Below are 19,003 nucleotides of genomic sequence, written 5' to 3'. Positions count from 1 at the left end.
CGATCTGTGTTCAGTATGAAGAAAAGCTAGCTTGCGCACTCATTTTCTAACCGCGGTTCCTCCCGCGTACTGCCCCTTCCGCTATAGTTGCAGCTGCAAAAGCGAGTAGCGCAGAAGCTGACCAAACTATCTGCCAGAATAGCCCTCCCGAAATTGCAGATGCTTCTTCAGGTGCCAGTTCGTTCACGCCATAAGCTGACATATCGGTTTTCATTGTGGTCTCCTTTCCAACAGATCAAATACGAGGAATAATCAGCGACGCCCACCGACCGCGTTTGCCGCTATACTTACAGCTGCAAGGCCCACGACCCCGAAAACCACGAAAGCGAGTGCCCAGAATACCCCTCCCGAAATTGCAGATGCTTCTTCAGGTGCCAGTTCGTTCACGCCATAGGCTGACATGTCCGTCTTCATTGTGGTCTCCTTTCCTAGAGATCAAATACGAGGATCAATCAGTGCTTCCGGTCGGCGCGTGTGCCGCCGCACAACGAGAACATCAAGAGTCGTGCCAACCGCGCAGGAAGCGCCTCAGGCAAACTGTTTCGCATTCTATTCAGCAGCTTAGCTGGGAGTGCGGCAGGGCACCGGATGAACACACCGTGTCGAGGATGCGACAAACCCGACAGCACTGTGCCAACGCAAGCGTATGCACGCGCCTGGTTGCGCCGCCAGGTGGCGAATGACGTTGCTGTCGTAGGCGCGATCTACGAGCAGGATCGCGGCGGGCTGAAGTATGTCGAGCATGGCGACTGCGCACTTGCAGGCATGGTGAGCCTTACACTGCTGCGCGGCTGGTGGGTGCAGCAGCTGGTGAGTAGAATGTCGCGAGCCAGCGCTGCTTGAGTTTGGCGAACGCGAGTCGAGTCGGAACACCCCGCGGCCACGACACGCCGACGGTCGTCTACAAGGGCGGCGAGTACACTTTCTCCAAGGCCGATATCGGCCCATGATCTGTCGTTATGGCCGCCCGGCATTCGTGAACCCTCCCGACCCGCCGGGGACGCCGCCTTGTTTTTCCCAGACTACAATTCGCAAGCGCGGGCACGATTATAGCTCAATTGGCTACACGGGCCTACAAGAGGCCTTTATAGGCTGCCTCAATGTCGCGCAGGCCAGACTGCACTTTTTCCATCGGCATATAGCTGAAGCAGAGTCTGACGTGCTGCCGGGAAGTAGGACCATGACGGTATCCTTCTACCAAATGCACGTCATACTTCTTCCTGACGGACTCCAACAAAGCTGCAGGGGCTACAGCGCCAGCTAGCCGTACCCAGAACGAAAATCCCCCCAGAGGCACCTCGTATGATGGTTCGCAGAACGTGCAGCTCTGCAGGAGGGCGTGCATGCTGTCTCGCTTGTGACGGTAATGTTGCCGAAGTCCAGCAATATGTGCCTTTAATTCCGGTGTCCCCAACAACGCAAGAGCGACATTGCTCGCTACGGGGCTGACGCCGCCGTCACATTTCAGGCGCGTCAACTGCGCTATCATCTGCGCTTCCGCCACAACCCAGCCCACCCGCAGCCCGGGTCCGGCGATCTTTGAGATACTGTATACATTGATCACATGCTCTCCCGATGCAATGATTGCAGGTGGTGGGTCGTCATATGGTAGATCTGCATAGACGAGATCCTGCACCATGAGCACGCCATACCTTGCCAGCAGGGCTGCTACTTGGCCCATACGGTGCACTGAAAAACGGCGTCCGGTCGGATTGTGGAAAACTGGCGCGGTGTAGAACAGCCTGACCCGCCCAGTCGTGCGCAAAGCCTCTTCCAGTTGACCGAGATCAACACCATCCTTATCCATACCTAATTGAACCATCGTGGCACCAGCAATCGAAAATATCCGTAGTGCGCCAAGATACGACGGGTCTTCGGTCAGCACTACATCGCCAGGGTCGAGCACTGCATCCGCGATCAGCTGTAGTGCCTGCGATGCGCCATTGGTGATAAGGACGTTGTCGCGCGCGACTGCATGCTGGTGGGCCAATTTCTCCCGCAATTGCGGGAGGCCGCTGCCATCGGTGTATTGCAGCAGATCGGAGAAGCTGACACCGGTGTGTGTCGAGATTGCCTCTGGCCACCGCAGTTTCTCGAACATTTTCGGATCGGGAAGCCCGTACGCAAAATTGATCGATTGCTTGGTCGATGAATAATCGAAAGCGCTATATGCAGTGGAAATCCGGCTGCGTATCGACATCTTTGCTCCAGGGAAGAGGCTAGGTGGTGGCAGGAGCCGCTCTGAAGCGCTGTTCATAAGCAGCAATGAACGCGTCAGGAATGGGTTCGCCGAACAGGGGGGCATCCATCACTGACAACGTGTCTGCACTTGGCCAGACTGCACAGTTATCGAGCCCAGGTCGCCATCCGGCGCCAAAAAAGAACGCGCCGTAACGCGCCGCGAGCACCGGCACCACGGGGTGTAGCATGCTCAGGAAGACCGAAATTTCCGTGGCGCTAGCCCCGGCCTCGCTCCTTGCAAGGCCCCCGCCTTCAAAGAAAGCATCTATAGCATCGAGTGCAGCCCACACGCGCGCCTCATGCATGGCTTGGCAATAGCGTTCAACATCAAGCACTCGCTCAGGCTTCAGGGTGTCCACCGTCAGCTTTGCGTTGGATCCAGCATGTTTGCGCAAAGCGGTCTCGAAGAGATGGATCCGAGCTGCCGCCCTCACCAGCCCTTCGATTTGAAAATCGTTGTCGTCGCTGCCAAATGCTTTGGCAATGCGCGCTAAATAGTAGCGCAGCACGCTCGGATCGATATCTCTCGCCACCTCGTCGGCCCATATGGCGTGGTCACGACCTGTGGAAAACTTTGCTCCTTCGAGCTTATAATAATCTTGAATCGCGTGATTGTGTGGAATTGCATATCCTCTTGCGAGCAAGCTGGCGGTAACACCGATTGTGTAATAAAAGCGGTTGTCCTGCCCCATGAAGAACAGGAGTTTCGTGTCAGGGCTGCGCATGGTGTCATCATAGTCGGCGCCATTCTGCTTGCAGATGCGTTCTATGCCCGTATCGAAGCACCATAATCCTTCAAACCAAGTCAGTAAGGTCTGGCCTGCCACTTCTGCCGGGGCGACCAGAGTCACTCCGCGGTCGAAATGGCGCGACATAGGCAAGGCCCGCAATTCCGTCCGAAGCCACTCGATTTCCTTGTGTTTGATGGTGTCTGGCCATCCACTGCCTTCGATAGCGCGATCCAGCGTCGGGGCAAGCCGCTCGAAGTTGAAATGCGCCTGGCGGATCGGACGTAGCGTTAGGGCATGGCCGCACGGTGTGTGGACCGGATCGCGGAGCAGACTGTGCTGGATTGCAAGGCCGCAGTTTTCACAAAGGTTGCTGTCGGCCGCGGCGCTGCAGGCCGGGCACTTGCCGACGGCAAGCGAGTCCGCTGCAAACTCATCACACGACTCGCAATAGAGTTGCTCGGCGTCCCGCAGCTCGATATAGCCTGCCGCATCGAGCTGCTTGTAGATCGCAAGGCTACGTCGTTTGTGCTCTTCACTTGAAGTCCGGACAAATACGTCCGGAGCAATATGCACTGCCCTCAGACATTGCAGGATTTCGTCGATGTGCATTTGTGCGACATCATCGACCGACCGGCCAAGCTTGCGAGCCTTCACCAGCGTGTAGGTGCCATGCTCGTCCGCGCCGGTTACATGATAGGCCACATGGCCGATCATGCGCTGGTAACGCACGAAAATGTCGGCAAGAAGGTACACGCCGCCAATATGGCCAAGATGTAATTTACCGTTTGGACACGGCGGGGCGGGGCATACGAAATAGGTTTGTCGATTCACGCTCACTTCAATCCCACCACATCGAAAGGAAGTTCAGGTTGATTTCGGGGTCGGTATTTCTGATGGCATGCATCTGATGCGGCGCTATGTAGAACAGCGTGGTCCCCGTGACTGGCGTGGTTTGTCCATCCGCTTCGAAGAGGCAGCTGCCCGAAATCAGTACCCACAGTTCATGCTCGTGGTGCGAATGAAGGTCTACCGCCCCGCCCGGCACTACCTCCACAATCGACGTCCCGAAGCCCGTCGCAACGGGCTTCGGAAGATGCTCCAGTAAGCGGCACACCAGAACGCCATATTCCGGGCGCATTACTGAGCGATCAATTTTTTTCACGTACAATGTCTCGCCTCCGCTCTGCGAGTTCACTCACGATAAAAAATGCCGTTTGGAAGCTTAAGGTTATCGAGGTCCGACACTTTGTTCTCGGGCGGATTATAGGCGCGCTTAAGTGCGTTATATTCGGCGCGCGTCGGTCCACCTGTTGATGCTCGCTGGAATACCAGGTAGATTACTCGCCGGGAACGGTCACTCTTGTTCGGTAGCGAGTAGTGCGGCGCGTAGTCGTCGAAGATGAAGACGTCACCAGCCTTCCACGACACTGGTTCCCATGAGAACGTTTCGGCCACTTCAGGGTCGATCACACCACCGGCATCCATGGGGAATACCCCTTTCTTGTGGTTGCCAGGGCTGAAGAAAAGGCCGCCATTGTCCGGGCCAGAATCGTCGATACCGATCGCAGCTATTGCATGAACCATCCGATCAGGCAGCTTGTGCGGGATGTGGTAAATGTCCTGATGGGGGCGATAGCCACCGCTGTCGGGATACTTGAAGATCAGCAACTCTTTGAGCCTGCGTGCATCTTCCTCCAACAGCGTCTCGACGACCGACTTGATACGCTGATCTGCAAGGAGCAAATCGCGTAGCTGATCGTTGAAATCGAGAAAGTTCTCGACCTTAGAAACAATCTTTCTATTGTCTTTCGTCTTCTCAAACCACATAAGCCATTTGTCGTCGCTGACATCCCAATGGGAGACATCTTCCACAAGACTAGCGATACGTTCCATAGCAATAGGATCAAAGAATCTCTCGATCGTGACATATCCATCTTCCTGCCACTTTGTTTTTTTTGCTTCACTTATCATACGAAGAACCTCCTATTTGAAAGAACCATATTCTTGAATAATCTAATTCCAGCGCCGGTCAGGTTATGGGCCCCCTGAAATGGCAACGCTGGCACGGGGAGCGACGCTGTCGGGCGCAGATGAATTCCGTTGCGGTGGAATTGTGCGATTCTGTTGCGCTTCCTCGTCAGAAAGATCGCCCAGGCTCTTAAGGAGATGTCGATCCGGTACGTATGTGTAGTATTCTTGGCCAAGGATACTGTTAATGATGCGACTGTTTCGAAAGGCAACCAGAGATAAATTTACACTCTGCAAACCGTTCTGGACGAGAGTCCTGTTCTGCAAGTAGACGCTGCCAGAGATATTATCCTTAAATTTAACGGCGTAGTCGTCTCTCACGACCGGCAGGCCATCTTCCATGCAGGCAGAGGCCAGCAGCGTGTCGATAAAAGGCAAATTGCGCGGCTGGAATCCGGTGGCGAGGATGATGCGATCAACCGCCACGGCGCGCCGCTGGCCTGTGTTGTGTGAAGCGAGCAGCGCATGCCAGCATTGCACATTGGGAGAGAGGTCTTCGGGAAAGAGGTCTTCCATAACGACAGCGGGCAGAAGTTGGATGATATCGTCGATATTGCCGCTTGCGCTGCGTTCATAGACCATCTTGTAGATGCAGTTGCTCAGCTCCGACGAGATGCCATCGCTGGTTAGCTTCTCGTTTTCGACGATGCTGCGGCGCTCCTTCAACGGCAACGCATGAAAGCGCAGGCTGTAGGACGGCATGTACGATTCGTTTACGAAGGCGCTATCATCCATCGTGAACAGATTCGCACGCGACGTTACCCACGTGATCTTGCCGATGGCTGGATTGCCGAGCAGATGTTCGATGATCTCCGCCCCGCTCTGACCGCCACCGACGACCATGACGCGTTCACCGATACCGATAGGTAACCGGTGCAGATAGTTCGCCACATGGTAGACATCCTTGCCGAGCCAGGGCCTGGCGCATTCTGGGATTTTTGGAACTATCCCGACGCCAATCGCAACTGCGCGTGCAAGATAGCGGTCCTTGGTCGTCGTCACGCGGTAACCTTTCTCGATCTTGGCGATGTCAGTGACCTCTTCGCCAAACCTGAGATTGGGTAACTGCCGTGCCACCCACTGATAATACTGCGTGAACTCGCTGCGCGACGTAGTCGTTTGCCGCCGGTTTATAAAGCTGTAAAGCCGTCCGTGCACCGAAAGATAATTGAGAAACGAATATGGGCTGGTGGGATCTGCAAGCGTTACGCAGTCTTTCAGAGGAGATACCTGCAGACGGCTATTGGGAAGCAACAACCCGGGGTGCCACGTGAAGCCAGCTTCCTTCTCGAAGAACATAGTGCGTAGTGGCGTGGGCTGCGCCAGTGCGGCCAGACTGAGATTGAACGGACCGACACCGATACCGATGAGATCGAGCATTTCCATGTATTACGCCTTTCAACGATCGAGTTTCTTCATCGCTCTTTAGTATCGTGCGTTTGTGCACTGCCGGGATGGCTGGAAAATCTCAGGGGACTCGCGAAATGGTCTCGGTTTCCATCCTTGGCCTCCACGGTATCCGGCTAGCAATTGCGATGTTGGTAACCACCAGCCCCGCCATCACCATCAGTGCGGCGTCGAAGCTATAGGCAGCGATCAAACTCCCCGCGAAGAACGGGAAGCCGAACGCGCCGACGAAGTATCCGAGCGTGAACACCTGGGAGGCCACCGGAATCGATAGGCCCCGCTCGCCCGCCAAGTTCACGACCATCGCATTTAAGGTCGAATAGGTGAGACCATAGCCTGTCGCAAAGACAACGGTCGCAAGGACATACAAGACCGGGCTTCCCGCGTTCACCACCAGAAACCCAATGCCGATAAGCGTCGTGATAAACAAGGCAAGCGCGAGACGCCCGAGCGGGAATTTCCCAATCATCGACGCGACCGAAAAACGCAAAGCCACCGTCGTTACGGTGAACGTCAGGAAGAAGATATCCGGGGTTAGTCCGCGCGATCCGGCATAAAGGCTCTGAAACGTGGATAGGCCGGCGAATGTGCAGGCGGCGAGGCTCATCATAATGACTGGCAAGACCGTTTTCGCGCGCAGAATGGACAGGGTCGCCCGAACGGATAACGCCACGGCTACCATCGGAAGTTGCGGCTGGTCCCTCAAGCGCCTCTGTATGAGAATGGCGAAGGCTGCAGCCATCGCGCAGAAGACGGCATAAAATGCATAAGCAGTGCTGGGGCCGCCAAGATGGTCGGCGATCAAGTGGCCAAGCGGCGCTGATCCGCCGACGCCGACCATCTGCGATCCCGACAAGAGGGTCAGTGCTTCCAGACGTGCGGAAGGCTTGAGACAGTGGATGAGTTGGATCGGTGCCAGCATGTAGAAGATCGCCCAGCCGAGGCCGAGCAAGAGGCCGCCAGCATAGGCGAGCAGCAGGCCGCCTGTTCCGATCAGAGCGAAGCATCCCATGGCGGCCGCCATGACCAGGGCGGAGACGGCGACCAACGGCAATATGCCCGTACGTTCGGCCAACCGTCCCGCGAACAGGGAACCGATCAGGGTTGCTACGGTGCCTGTGCTGACTACGGCCCCAGCCGTCGATGCTTGAAACCCAGCCGAGCGCAGGCTATCCGCCAGCAGAAAGCTTGAGCCGTAGGCCATGGCAAGTGCGACGGCAGTGACGAGATAGGGGGCAAAGACGCTGGCCGGCAATCTGTCGAGCAGGCTTTGGGTCGTGTCGGCTGTGACGGGCTTTAATGTCGAAAGCGTTTCCGTCTTTTCACGAGTAGTGTTATCCATACATCTCATGAAAACAGATAACAGACTCCTTGCCGTTGTTCAATCCCTACGTGATGCGGTGGCCTTGGCTCGCCCGGGTACGCGCCTGCCTTCCGTGCGAACGCTGATCAAGGAGCACCATGTCAGCCCGGCGACGGTCGAGCGGGCCTTCGCCCAACTCGTCGGTGAAGGCCTCATCGAGCCCCGCCCGGGCCAGGGAACCTTTGTTCGCGAAGCGCCGGAAAGTGCGTCCGAAGGGTCCGATTTTTCGTGGCAGTCGGCAGCGCTTGGGGCCGCACGCGGAGATAGCGGCTTCCTGGGCAAGTTGTTGAGAGTGCCCCCGGCTGACAGCCTCATCCTCAGCATGGGCTATCTGCCGCCCGACCTTCAGGCGTCAGGGCTCCTGGCGACTGCGCTCCGCCAAGCTGCCGGACGGTCCGAGCTTTGGGACCGCTTGCCGATCGAGGGCTTGGAACCTTTGCGAACGTGGTTCGCGCGCGAGATCGGAAATGGTGCAGTGTTCTCGCCCCACGATGTCATCATATATGGCGGTGGGCAGGCCGCCATTGCCTCCATTTTTCGGGCGCTGGTGCCTCCCGGACGTCCGATTCTTGTCGAGACGCCGACCTACACGGGTGCCATTTCGGCTGCCCGTGCGGCGGGCCTTTTACTGGTCCCCGTGGCAATGGACGAACACGGGGTTCGGCCGGAATTGCTGGCGGACGCCTTCCGGCAAACGGGAGCGCGTGTTTTCTATAGTCAGCCGACCTTCTCCAATCCGTCTGGTATCGTCATGTCCACTGAGCGGCGCGCCGTTGTCCTCGACATTGCGGCAAAGGCGAGGGCCTTTATCGTAGAGGATGACTGGGCGCGCGATCTCCACCTCACAGGGATCGCGCCAGCGCCGCTGGCGGCGGGCGACCGGAATGGTCATGTTGTCTATGTCCGCTCTCTCGCCAAATCGGCTGCGCCTGGGTTGAGGGTCGCGGCCGTCATGGCGCGCGGGGCGGCGCTGGCGCGGTTGAGATCCGCTCGCGGCAGCGACGACTTTTTCGTTTCTGGTCCGTTGCAGGCAGCAGCTTTGGCCGTTGTCTCCGCGCCAGGCTGGAAACGTCATCTTAGTGCAGTTCGCGCTGCTCTGATCGAGCGGCGTGACGCGCTTGTCGGCGCTTTGCACGTGGAACTGGGAAATTGCGTTGCGTTCCAGATACCCACTGGAGGCATGCATTTATGGCTGCGGCTGCCTGATCACATCTCGGATATTGAGCTCGCGACGGAAATGGCTCGGCAGGGCGTCGTCGTCAGCGCCGGTCAGGCATGGTTTCCTGCCGACCCTGAAGGTTCGTTCCTACGGCTGACATACGCAAGTGTCCCCGCCTCCCTTCGTGAGGGGATAAGACGGATAGGGCAGGTTATTAAGCCGCAAATCTAGTATGCCGACGATAGGGGGAATCGAGGGCTTCGCCCTTCTCGCACCAAACAGCCTTTCGCCCAGCTTCTCCACCGGCCGGAGTGCCGGCGCGCCGATCAGCCCGGCCTATCCCGGAAGGCACGGCGACCAATGCCGCCAAGCTACCCCGCAACCTGGGAGTACGTCAGGCAAAGAGCTGATATTGCTTCTGGGTGGAAGTCCCAGCCGGCCAAAGCGGTGAGGGCGTCGCGGCAACACGCGGTCTGAAGTGTAGACAGGAGCCATGCCGCGTGCGGGAATGAGCCTCGAAAGGTGGATGTTCGCGGAGGCCACCGTTGTGTTCCTTGGTCACGAAGGCATCGTCGGTTCGCGAGACGATGCCGCTCCGCCAGGTCGATAGCCGGAATGCCAGAGCTGCGTCCGAGCTGAGGTCGGGAGTCGGACTGGTTCATCGCACCCGTGGAGGCGTCGAAGGAAACGAGGGAGCGGAGGGAAGGGACCTGCCTGAGCGGAGCCTGCGCGAGATCGCGTATAATCCTGTCTGGGGCTGAGCAGATGTTTGCGGCGCTGCAGGCGCTCGGCGGATTGAGGACACCGCCGTGCGTAACACCCAACGCTTGCTCTGCTTCGTCCGTCGAAAACACAACACGCCCGGCAGAGAGTAGGTTAGCCTTGATCGTGACCTATGTAATGATCCGTTCGGCGTGGATAAGTCGTGTCAAAAAATCCGCGCCCAGCGCGGAAAATTCAGCGCGCGGGCAGAAGTCTCCCCCAAGCACCATGAGCGCAACGCGATGGGGTTGATTGTCGCTGAGAAGTGACGGAGTCCAAGTTCGAACCCCGTCAGCGCAGGCCGTTACTTCTTAGGTTTCATCTGCGGACGATCTGCTTCTGCAGCCTCGCTCTCAGCCTTGAGATCAACAATCAGTGCTTCGAGCTCAGAAATATGCTCGGTGAATTCGTTGGGAAGCGGAACGGCTACCGTGTCGGCCGCTGGATTGTCATGGCTGTGAGTGTTTGCGCGGGTCATGCCCTCGTGGAATCGGATTGCCAATGCGTCAGGAAAGCGAACGTAGCGCAACAACTGGGTCTGGATGACATCAGTTCCACGTCGCACGATATCCCGGAAGATCACTTCCTCCACCACGCGCTCATAAGTGTCGCGCAGTCGGCCATAGAGGTTCTTCACCTGATATTCATATTCCGCCGGGCTCGCAGCATGCAGCTTGGGCAGTGGTGCGGCGTCATTTTTCAATCGGCTGATGCGCTTGGCGACGTTTTGCCCCTTCCACGGCATCCCTGCCGTGTCCACTTTGCCAGCGGCAGACTTGTCGCTGAACAGTGCCACCGTCACAGGCTCGATGCCCACTTCGTCAGCGGCGCGGGACAGCTCGTTAAAGAAGACAATATCGTGGGTAAACACGACTACCTGTCGCCGAGATGCCTCCTCCGCGATCCGCTCGGCCACCTTGGCGCTTCTGTCGCGATCGAGGGACGATACGGGATCGTCTATCACAATCGGTCCTGAACCGTCGGTCAAGGCGACTTCGGTGAGGAACCCAGCAAGAGCCAATGCACGCTGCTCACCCTCGCTCAGGATTTCCGACGTCACCTTGGTCAGCTTGGTCCTGGGATCAACCTCGAATTCCGCCTTGGTCTGACCGCTCTTGCGTGCCAAACCGACGTTGAGATGCATGATATCGAAGCGTGCGCGTTCGGCATCAAAGCGTGTGACAACCGCAGTGGTCAGATGAGCGTCCACAAGCTCATTCGCGCGCTGCGTAATCCCCCGGGTCTGAACGTTGGCGAGAGCCTTCGTGTAGCCATCATCAACGACGAGCAAGTTCCGCCGGGTGGTGAGCAGCAACTTATTGGCCGCCAAGAGTTTCCGATCCTCGAGCTCTGCTTTCTCGGCTACGAGCTTGGCCCGCTCTTCGCTATTGCCAGCCTGCGCCAGCCCATCCTTTTCGGCTTTCAGTCTGAGCGCGAAAACCTTCAGATCGTCGATCGGCACGACGAGGGGAGGAACCATCCCGTTTTCTTCGCCCCCCTGTTTCGCGAGCGCTTCTTCCCGCCGTATAACCGCTGATGTCTGGAGGTTCGCGAGCGCATCAGCCAGCGCCTCATCGCGCTTTCGGACCTGTTCGATGCGGTCGGCAAAGTCAGAGGCGCGAAGACATATCAGCTCGTGAACACCTCTCAGTGCATCTTCGACCGCTTGCTCCGCCTTCCTGGCCGCGGCATCAAGGATGTCGTCCATGTACTTCTGAAATCGCTGCATGCGAGCAGCACCTTCCGGCAAAAGCGACTGCTGGCACAACACGCATGCCGCGGCCCCACCATCTGCCATCAGAACCGGGAACGTCTTCTCTTTGTAGGCTTCCGTCACCGAGTAGTCGCGCGCCGCAGCCCAAAGCGACCGCCAGGCATCACCACCGACACCTAACAGGGGCTCGTCGGTGAACAACGCGCCGGCGGCCACCGTGGCCGCCTGGCGTGCCGCAGCTGCTGTTGAGCGGAGTTTTCGAAGTTTTTCCAACGCGCCATCCGTAAATGCCGATCCAACGGCCTCGGATTCGAGCAGGAGGGCGTCTGTCCATTTCGAAAGCGCATTGACGTCAGCGGCGGCGGCAGCACCTGCGGAAAGGGCAGCGGTGAGTTCTTCGATACGCTGCTCATCGGCATTGCTGAACGACGTTGCTGACTCAATCTGGGCGTCGGTTGTCAACTTGTTCAGCTGCTTGTCAAAGAGCTGAGCCTTACAATTGCGCTGAGCGGCGAAAACGATCGAGGTCAGGCCTACCTTGTTGCCGACTGCTACCGCCCGTTCTGCCTCCAGTTTCTCCTTCAGGGTGATGCAGATGGCGTTCAGCCGATGCGGAAGGGCCAGTCCGAAGGGTAGAAAGCGGATTTGATTTCCGCCATCGACGTAAAGTTGTGCGGATGCCGTATCGAAGACCGCAACCTGCATGAGCTGCGGCGATGCCGCCTTACCGGGCGACCAAGGAATTACCACCTCACCATCGCCGGCATTGACCACGATTTCGGCCGTCTGCGGACCGGGCGTGCCGCCATAGACGTCAGCAAGAACCTTGAGCTTGACCGGATTCTCAACGCGCGTACGACAAGCTGTGCGCAGGATCCTTACGAAACCGCTCTTGCCGCTTCCGTTTCGGCCATAGACGATCGTCAGAGCCTTGGGGCAGAAGGCGAGAGATGCCTTGGGCACCAGCCGATTCACGTTCTCGACATTGGCGATGCGCGTCAAGACGATCGGCTGATGCTCCCCGTTTCCAAAATGAGCTTTCGTGAACGGCATGGCAGGTTGCGGCTCAGCCGCGAGTTTGAAGCCGGCCGCGGACTTGACCATAGCCAGCAGAGCGTCAATGTCAGCATCTACAAGCTCATTGCTGATCGCCAGTCGGCGAAGGGCATCCTGCTTCCAAGATGAGAGCGTCTGCGACCATTCCATAACGTCATCAATCGGCGCCCCCGCCATCATACTTCCCCCGATAACATCGTTTGCTCATTCCTATTCGCTCTGAACGATATGCTGCTTGGCCCTGGCGATTGCCTCGTCCAAGCGTGCACGTGAGATCGCCGCAAGACGTTCTACCCCAAGCAGACGAGCTAGATCGCGTGCGGGATCGTGCATGTCCAGAAGATCGGGGTTGCCAATCACCATCGAGGCAAGTTCAGCCAGCGGTATATCGGCAATCGAACGTCGCGCTTCCTCATCGACCGGTTGACGATATGGCAGGAGGTCCAAGACCTTGCCCTTTTTCCAGATGAACTCGCCGCTCGACTCTTGTGTCCTGTCCAGATCCCGCAAATGAAGGTCGATCCTCTCGCGGATGCGTCCACCGGTGCGGAGCCAACCATGGACCCGAGCAATCCGTTGGGCGAGGACATCTGTTCGCAATGGACTTTCAGTTTCGATGACGGTTTCTATCATGCCATGCAGCGTGGCTCGGTAGCCAAATTCGAAGAACTGTTCGGGGTCTGCGCGGAAACCGGTGAGATCGGCCACTGCGTAACGCCCTTCCGCGGCGCCGATGGCATGCTGGCCGGTCGTCGTTGATGGTGGGGTTCCCTCAGAGTGGCTGGAAGCCGCGGGAATGTTCACCGATACGAGTTCTGTTTCGGCAACCGTCCACGGCAGTGGAGGCTCTTCGATCGGCCTCGCGTGGTCTTGCGCACTCTCGTCGATCGGGTTGACCTGGCGCCCCATGTCCCAGTGAGACTCAGTCTTCGGTTCTTCGGTCGCGCGTTTCGCCCGGCCCTCCTCCAGCAGGGTTTCCAGGCTGGTGTGCAACCGTTCGGCGCATCCGTTGGCGTCGAACCACCAATCCGTTGACCAGACGCGCAGGATGTTCCAGCCCAGCCCCTTCAGCACTTGTTCGCGAATCTTGTCGCGATCTCTTGCCGTTGACGACCGGTGATAGGTCGCACCATCGCATTCCACCCCAGCCAGGTAGGCGCCAGCCAAATCCGGGTTCTGGATCGCGAGATCGATGCGGAAGCCGGAAATCCCGACTTGCGGGACGACAACCCATCCTCTTCGTTCCAACTGCGTGGCCACGGCTTCCTCGAAGGGAGAATCGAAACCTCCGACAGAGCCAATGTCCTGGGCCGGCAGCGCGATAGCGCCTCTCTCGGCATAATCAAGGTACGTCTTGAGATGCTGAACGCCGAGCGCCTTGCTTCTGGCCGGGTCGATCTGGTCTGCCGAAAAACCGGAGAAGACGATGAGTTCCTGACGCGCGCGCGTCACGGCGACGTTGAGGCGACGCTCACCCCCATCGCGGTTCAGTGCCCCGAAATCCATTGGTGGGGGCTTTCCGGAGGCATCTTTCCAGAATGTGATCGAGAACAGGATGATATCCCTCTCGTCGCCTTGCACGTTCTCGAGATTCTTGACGATCGTTGGCTCGACGCGATCTTCGGCGAAGAACCATTCGAGCTCCGGGTGATCACGACGCGCTGCGTCAAGCAGATCCAGGATCAAGGACTGTTGCTGGGCATTGAAGGTAATCACGCCAAGCGTCGGCCGGCCGATTTCGGGGAGTTTTAGCCAGCTCTTCAGCCGCGCGACCGCTTCAGCCGTCACAGCTTCCGCCTCGATCCGGTTCGTACGGCTCTTGCCACGGTCATAGATGCCATTCGGCACCTTTCGCAGGCGCACCGCGCGATCCTCGACCGCTGGCGACGGAAATGTCACCAGCCGGTTCTGATAGTAGTGATGGTTCGAGAAAGCGATCAGGGATTCGCTTCGGCTGCGGTAATGCCACCTCAGGTCGCGCACCGGAATGCCGGACGCCCTTGCCTCGTCCAGGATGCTTTCCAGGTCCTTCTCGTGGTCGGCGACCTCCTGCTCATCCTCGTTGCGTCCGAAGAAATTGGTCGGTGGCAGCTGCTTGGGATCGCCCACGATGATTGTCTGACGCGCCCTGGCAATGGCGCCGACCGCGTCCCAAGTGGTAATCTGCGAAGCCTCGTCGAAGATCACCACGTCAAACAGAGCCTGGTTCGAAGGAAGATACTGGGCAATGGAGAGCGGCGACATCAACATGCAGGGGGCAAGCTTGGAAAAGCACTCCGGCATCTTGCCGATCATGTCTCGGATCGACTGGCTCGGCCGCTGAAGCTCCATCTGGTGGCGCAGCAGGCCCAGTTCCGAGTTGCGAGAGACACCCTGGACTGCCGGCAGGCCATGCGCGATCGAACTGATGACACGCTGCGTGGCGTGCGACCGCACCAGATCGTCGATCTCACGGAACTCCTTGATGGCGTTCTCGTGTTGAAACCTGCGGAAGTTTCGCAAGACAAGGTCTTCATCAAGGACCTTCGGGAGCCACCATCGCGCATAGCCTACGCGAAACGCCGAACGCGCATGCTCGGGGCGGATTGCTCCCGTCTCGATCTGCTCGACCAGAGGGGCAAGGTTGTGGCGGATTGCCCTGCTCCGGGCCCCACACCATGCCGACCAGTCGCGAAACAGATTTCGAGCGCCTATCAGAGCACCGAGCTTCGTCTTGAGTGCAGCAAGACTGGCGCCGTCACCGCTGTCGGGAGTGTCGCGCCCGGCAATCTCACCGAACACCCGACGTGCGACCTCGAGGCTTTTCGTGGCAGCGAGAAGCCGGTCTCCTGCTTGGCGTACCCTGTCATTTTCCAGCGTGCCGCGAAGGCTCGGCGCAACAGAACGCAACACGGATCGTATTTCCTCTTGTGAGCACCCGGGAATACGCAGGGCACCGCGAAGGCGTTGGGCGAGTTCCAGGATGTCCGTCACTGCCTTGACATCCGTGGCCAGGCCCTCGAGCCGTAGCGGCTTCCCAGCCAACAGGTTTTGGTCGATGGCGAAGAGAGCCTGCTTCATGCGCTGCAGCGGCGACAGGTCGCGGCCGGGGTCTGCGGTGCCAAGGTCGGCATAACCCTGCAGAAGCTTCTGGACCTTGCGCCTGCCAAGCATGGAGTTCGGCCAGAACGATGCCTTCGCTTCGCGCCATTGGCGGTCCAGACTGTCGGGATCCAGCTCGCGAACCCGATCAACGCCATAGGTAGCGGCAAGGCCGCGCTCAGCGTCGCGATAGGTTTCGATCGAACGTCCCAGATCCACGAGGGCGGTCCTGCACTGAGCGAAGTCCCGGTCGAAGGCAATTGAGATGTCGCGACCTCGGCTTTGGCTCAGGACCTCCGCCAGGCTTGCAAGGCAATTGAGTACTGCGTGCGACACCGGCTCTTTGGCGCCGAGGCCCAGACTGGCGAGGTAGTCCCTGATCGAGCTCATCAAAAGTTCGATTGCAGTCTGAAGCGATTTCGCCGCGGAAAGCAGGTTTTCTTGCCAACCGATGCTCCACTCGCCAACATCGATCAGGTCGAGTGCCGGCTCGCGGTCGACCGAAGCAAAGACAAGGCCGACTTCTGCGGCAAGCTCTTCCAGATCAAAAAGTGTTTGCGCGTCGTGCGTATCGCGCGCCTGCCATGTGAGCACAGGCGCAGGCTCATCTGCCGATCTAAGGGCGATCCCCAATGCCAGATAGGGTGTCCAGCCATTTGCGTAGCGTTGGTGAAGCGCCTCGACATAGGCATTCAATTCGTCGCGCCTCACCCGCAGCCGCTCATTGATGGCGACCCATTCGGACGCGTCCGCCCGCCCACCATGCTCCCAGGACGATTTCAACTGCGCGAGAAAATGCCTGCGGTCGGCCTTGTTCGAATGCAGCTCGATACAGTGATTTCCCAGGCCATGTTCCCGCAGCCGGCGATAGACGACGTCGAGAGCGGCCGTCTTCTCGGCCACGAAAAGGACGGTCTTGCCCACACCCAGGCAGTTGGCGATCATGTTTGCGATGGTCTGGCTCTTGCCCGTTCCCGGGGGGCCCACGATGACGAAGTCATGGCCCTCGGCAGCCGCGAGACTTGCGGCCGTCTGCGATGAATCCAACGGCAGAAGGCTTATGATGCTTGAGGGCGCATAGGCGCGATCCAAGTCACTTTCTTCTCGAAACGGCGACTGTCCATCTGCTGCCTGAAAGGCCTGCTCCGGTGTGTCGATGAGGTGGCGCACGACCCTGTTTTGGCGCAGCGCCTCGGTACGCTCGACCAGATCCTTCCACATGAGGAATTTTGCGAAGGAAAAGGTTGATAGCGCGGTTTCGTCGATCACCTCCATCCCGGGAACGTCACGCACCGCCTGGCGCATCATGGTGAGGACACGCGGCACATCAATGCCATTGTCGTCCAGCGGCAGATCGCCGCCAAACTGCGGAAGGCGCAGATCAAAGTCCCGCTCCAGAAATTGAAGAAGCGTTGCGTTGAAACGGGGCTCGTCCTCATGGAAGCGGATCGTGAAGCGCGAAGTCGCACTGCGGCGCTCAAGCCGTGCCGGCACAAGAAGCAGTGGTGCCCGATAGCTGCGTTCATCGTCCGGCTTCTTTTTCCAGCGCAGGAAGCCCACGGCGAGGAATAAGGTATTTGCCCCTCCCTCGGCGAAATCGTTACGGACCTGTCGATGCAGGTCGATCAGCCTGGCGTCCAACTGACGGGCGTCCAGCGTCGAGGGCAGCTCGTCCCTGAGCAGAGCCTCCGCCGCGAAACCGCGCTGAAGGTCGCGTCCGTGAACGTCGCGGTAAAGCACCTCGTCGCGCTCACCCAACGGATTCTGTTCGGGCAGGGATATGAGACGGATAGCGACACCGTTTGCCAGCCGATCCTCCAGATAGGCCACATCGGTGCACAGAAACGGGATCGTCTTCTTCGAATCCGGGAGATTGAGGAGCCGGTTTCGCAGCGTCAGGTCGAGCAGCTTTTTCTGCCAGCGCTCGATACGGCCAGCGGCACTGGTCGGCTTTACCTCGATAGTCTCGGCTGGCAGTTCGCCAATGGCCGGGGCAGGGGGAAGTGGTAGAACGGCGGCGACCTCGGCCTCATCCTCGACGACATTGCGACGGATCGGCTCGTGTGAAGCGAGCGGCGTTATGCCGCCGCTGCGAGAGCGGCGTATGTCTATAGCCGCCACGAAGACGTGTGCCTGGTCCTCCGCCAGACGGTTGCTCAACGCACTTTGCGCGCCGTCGAGCGTGAGCGCAGGTCGATGGGTGACGCCAGTTGTCTCGAAAGCGATGAATTCGCGGGACGCCAATGCCTTGCGGACCTCCATCTGATCCGTCTCGATGGCATTGCCGAAGGTTCTCTTGGCCAGCCAGACGCCGACCGCTGCATGCCCATCGAACATCAAGACGACCGGGTGCAAGCCGGCGGCCTCCAGGGCAGCGGCAAACAGGAGGGTGGTGTCGAGGCAAGTCGCGAGGCACTCCTGCGCGATCGTCGTCGGACGCCTGATCTTCTGGCCGCGACTCTCAAAGCTGGCCGGCGGCTCCGCATAGTGCAATCCCATGCCGGCGATCGCCGAATAGATGGCCGCCGTCAGCATGTATGTCCGCTGGGGACTTTGGGACTGATATCCGTCCAAGCTACTCGGGTGACCATGTGCGGCAAGACGTTCCGCTGCGGCCCGCAGAATCTGCGCCACGCCCGGATCATTCGGCATGGCGAATGCCGGCAGCAGTTGAGCCATGTCCGCGACGCCACCCCACTCGTCGCGAGCGAGCAGTCTGACTGTCAGACGTCTTTCATCGAGAATCTTTCCCCCCGAGCTGAGGCGAAGCGTGATCTCACCGCGTTCGGCCTCGTTCAAGCCGGCGAGATAACCGGCATCGAGCTCAACCTTGCGGTCGCTTAACTGAAGGCTGTCACCAGGGATGAGCCGATCGACCGTCCATGTCTTCGGCCGCAGGAACGACGGTGACGATGTCAACTCAACGCGGCAGTTTTCAAAATGAAAGGTCGAGTTGTTCTCAATTCGTATCGAGCGGATGACCGGTATCGCATTCTGATAGGACCCATACGTAAAGCTGGGAGCGACATCGGCAACGATGCAGGGCGCAGCAGAAATATCGGATGCGGCACTGTCAATTGTTGCGTACTGAGAACTATCGTGTGATTCCATTGATGCAGCACCCCCCTTGAGAGAATAGCGGCTTTTTGTCCTTTGAAGAAGGCTCTTGTCGTGTTTTTGGATGTCTTATCAGAACAAGAAGCTCTCAGTCCGATAGTTTAGAGTACAGATAATTTTTGGAGTGAGCTGACCGCAGCATTTCCCGGCGAAACTCATCAAGGCCCGATCACGCCGTTCCAGGGCCATAAAGAGAGTTGCCGAATGCCGTTGAGCTTTGCTAACCGGGTATGAGGGGTAGCGAAGCCGGGCCAGCAACGCCTGAATGAAGAGTCGCCTGAACTCAGCCCGCTGAGACCGGGTGCCGAAGAATTCTCGTCGAACCACATCCCTTGTTCGGGACC

The 19,003-nt window shown here is 58.6% G+C and carries 12 protein-coding genes; 2 read left to right on the top strand and 10 right to left on the bottom strand.

The genetic code is table 11. The features are described from left to right. Nucleotides 1-46: 46 nt before the first annotated feature. Both OHD62_RS32485 and OHD62_RS32480 read right to left on the bottom strand, forming a co-directional pair. Nucleotides 47-214: a hypothetical protein gene (locus tag OHD62_RS32485; protein WP_156788636.1), complete on the bottom strand. Its 168-nt coding sequence runs from the start codon at nucleotides 212-214 to the stop codon at nucleotides 47-49. Nucleotides 215-252: 38 nt separating this feature from the next. After that, nucleotides 253-414 carry a hypothetical protein gene (locus tag OHD62_RS32480; RefSeq protein ID WP_156788635.1) on the bottom strand — a complete coding sequence of 54 codons (162 nt, stop codon included), beginning with the start codon at nucleotides 412-414 and terminating at the stop codon, nucleotides 253-255. A 216-nt stretch (nucleotides 415-630) separates the two neighbouring features. Between OHD62_RS32480 and OHD62_RS32475 the strand changes: the two genes are divergently transcribed. Beyond that, nucleotides 631-843: a hypothetical protein gene (locus OHD62_RS32475; RefSeq protein WP_263791445.1), complete on the top strand. Its 213-nt coding sequence runs from the start codon at nucleotides 631-633 to the stop codon at nucleotides 841-843. Nucleotides 844-1,072: 229 nt separating this feature from the next. Here the strand turns inward: OHD62_RS32475 and OHD62_RS32470 are convergent, their stop codons facing one another. From OHD62_RS32470 to OHD62_RS32445, 6 genes are all read right to left on the bottom strand, one after another. Beyond that, complete coding sequence (locus tag OHD62_RS32470) at nucleotides 1,073-2,200, bottom strand: PLP-dependent aminotransferase family protein (RefSeq protein ID WP_263791444.1); 1,128 nt, start codon at nucleotides 2,198-2,200, stop codon at nucleotides 1,073-1,075. A 19-nt stretch (nucleotides 2,201-2,219) separates the two neighbouring features. Continuing rightward, a complete protein-coding gene (locus OHD62_RS32465; protein ID WP_263791441.1) occupies nucleotides 2,220-3,809 on the bottom strand; it encodes a class I tRNA ligase family protein in 1,590 nt (529 codons plus the stop codon). Nucleotide 3,810: 1 nt separating this feature from the next. Then, the gene (locus tag OHD62_RS32460; protein ID WP_263791485.1) at nucleotides 3,811-4,134 is read right to left on the bottom strand and encodes a cupin domain-containing protein; all 324 of its coding nucleotides are present in this window, start codon (nucleotides 4,132-4,134) and stop codon (nucleotides 3,811-3,813) included. A gap of 29 nt (nucleotides 4,135-4,163) precedes the next feature. Continuing rightward, a complete protein-coding gene (locus OHD62_RS32455; protein WP_263791440.1) occupies nucleotides 4,164-4,943 on the bottom strand; it encodes a phytanoyl-CoA dioxygenase family protein in 780 nt (259 codons plus the stop codon). Nucleotides 4,944-5,006: 63 nt separating this feature from the next. After that, nucleotides 5,007-6,386 carry a lysine N(6)-hydroxylase/L-ornithine N(5)-oxygenase family protein gene (locus OHD62_RS32450; RefSeq protein ID WP_263791438.1) on the bottom strand — a complete coding sequence of 460 codons (1,380 nt, stop codon included), beginning with the start codon at nucleotides 6,384-6,386 and terminating at the stop codon, nucleotides 5,007-5,009. Between the two features lie 82 nt (nucleotides 6,387-6,468). Further along, nucleotides 6,469-7,749 carry an MFS transporter gene (locus tag OHD62_RS32445; protein WP_263791436.1) on the bottom strand — a complete coding sequence of 427 codons (1,281 nt, stop codon included), beginning with the start codon at nucleotides 7,747-7,749 and terminating at the stop codon, nucleotides 6,469-6,471. Between the two features lie 7 nt (nucleotides 7,750-7,756). Between OHD62_RS32445 and OHD62_RS32440 the strand changes: the two genes are divergently transcribed. Further along, complete coding sequence (locus OHD62_RS32440) at nucleotides 7,757-9,160, top strand: PLP-dependent aminotransferase family protein (RefSeq protein WP_263791435.1); 1,404 nt, start codon at nucleotides 7,757-7,759, stop codon at nucleotides 9,158-9,160. Between the two features lie 835 nt (nucleotides 9,161-9,995). On the opposite strand, the gene OHD62_RS32435 is transcribed toward OHD62_RS32440, so the two are convergent. Then, nucleotides 9,996-12,638 (bottom strand): AAA family ATPase, encoded by a 2,643-nt coding sequence (locus OHD62_RS32435; RefSeq protein WP_263791432.1) that lies wholly within the window; start codon nucleotides 12,636-12,638, stop codon nucleotides 9,996-9,998. A 33-nt stretch (nucleotides 12,639-12,671) separates the two neighbouring features. Then, nucleotides 12,672-18,653 (bottom strand): DUF3320 domain-containing protein, encoded by a 5,982-nt coding sequence (locus OHD62_RS32430; protein ID WP_263791430.1) that lies wholly within the window; start codon nucleotides 18,651-18,653, stop codon nucleotides 12,672-12,674. Between the last annotated feature and the right edge of the window lie 350 nt (nucleotides 18,654-19,003).

Source organism: Mesorhizobium sp. YC-39, from assembly GCF_025753795.1.
Lineage (GTDB): Bacteria > Pseudomonadota > Alphaproteobacteria > Rhizobiales > Rhizobiaceae > Mesorhizobium.
This window is presented reverse-complemented; position numbering and strand designations above follow the sequence as displayed.

Excerpts from the sequence above, each read along its gene's own strand:
- OHD62_RS32485 (WP_156788636.1), bottom strand. The coding sequence starts at position 214 with ATGAAAACCGATATGTCAGCTTATGGCGTGAACGAACTGGCACCTGAA.
- OHD62_RS32480 (WP_156788635.1), bottom strand. The coding sequence starts at position 414 with ATGAAGACGGACATGTCAGCCTATGGCGTGAACGAACTGGCACCTGAA.
- OHD62_RS32470 (WP_263791444.1), bottom strand. The coding sequence starts at position 2,200 with ATGTCGATACGCAGCCGGATTTCCACTGCATATAGCGCTTTCGATTAT.
- OHD62_RS32455 (WP_263791440.1), bottom strand. The coding sequence starts at position 4,943 with ATGATAAGTGAAGCAAAAAAAACAAAGTGGCAGGAAGATGGATATGTC.
- OHD62_RS32450 (WP_263791438.1), bottom strand. The coding sequence starts at position 6,386 with ATGGAAATGCTCGATCTCATCGGTATCGGTGTCGGTCCGTTCAATCTC.
- OHD62_RS32445 (WP_263791436.1), bottom strand. The coding sequence starts at position 7,749 with ATGGATAACACTACTCGTGAAAAGACGGAAACGCTTTCGACATTAAAG.
- OHD62_RS32440 (WP_263791435.1), top strand. The coding sequence starts at position 7,757 with ATGAAAACAGATAACAGACTCCTTGCCGTTGTTCAATCCCTACGTGAT.
- OHD62_RS32435 (WP_263791432.1), bottom strand. The coding sequence starts at position 12,638 with ATGGCGGGGGCGCCGATTGATGACGTTATGGAATGGTCGCAGACGCTC.
- OHD62_RS32430 (WP_263791430.1), bottom strand. The coding sequence starts at position 18,653 with ATGGAATCACACGATAGTTCTCAGTACGCAACAATTGACAGTGCCGCA.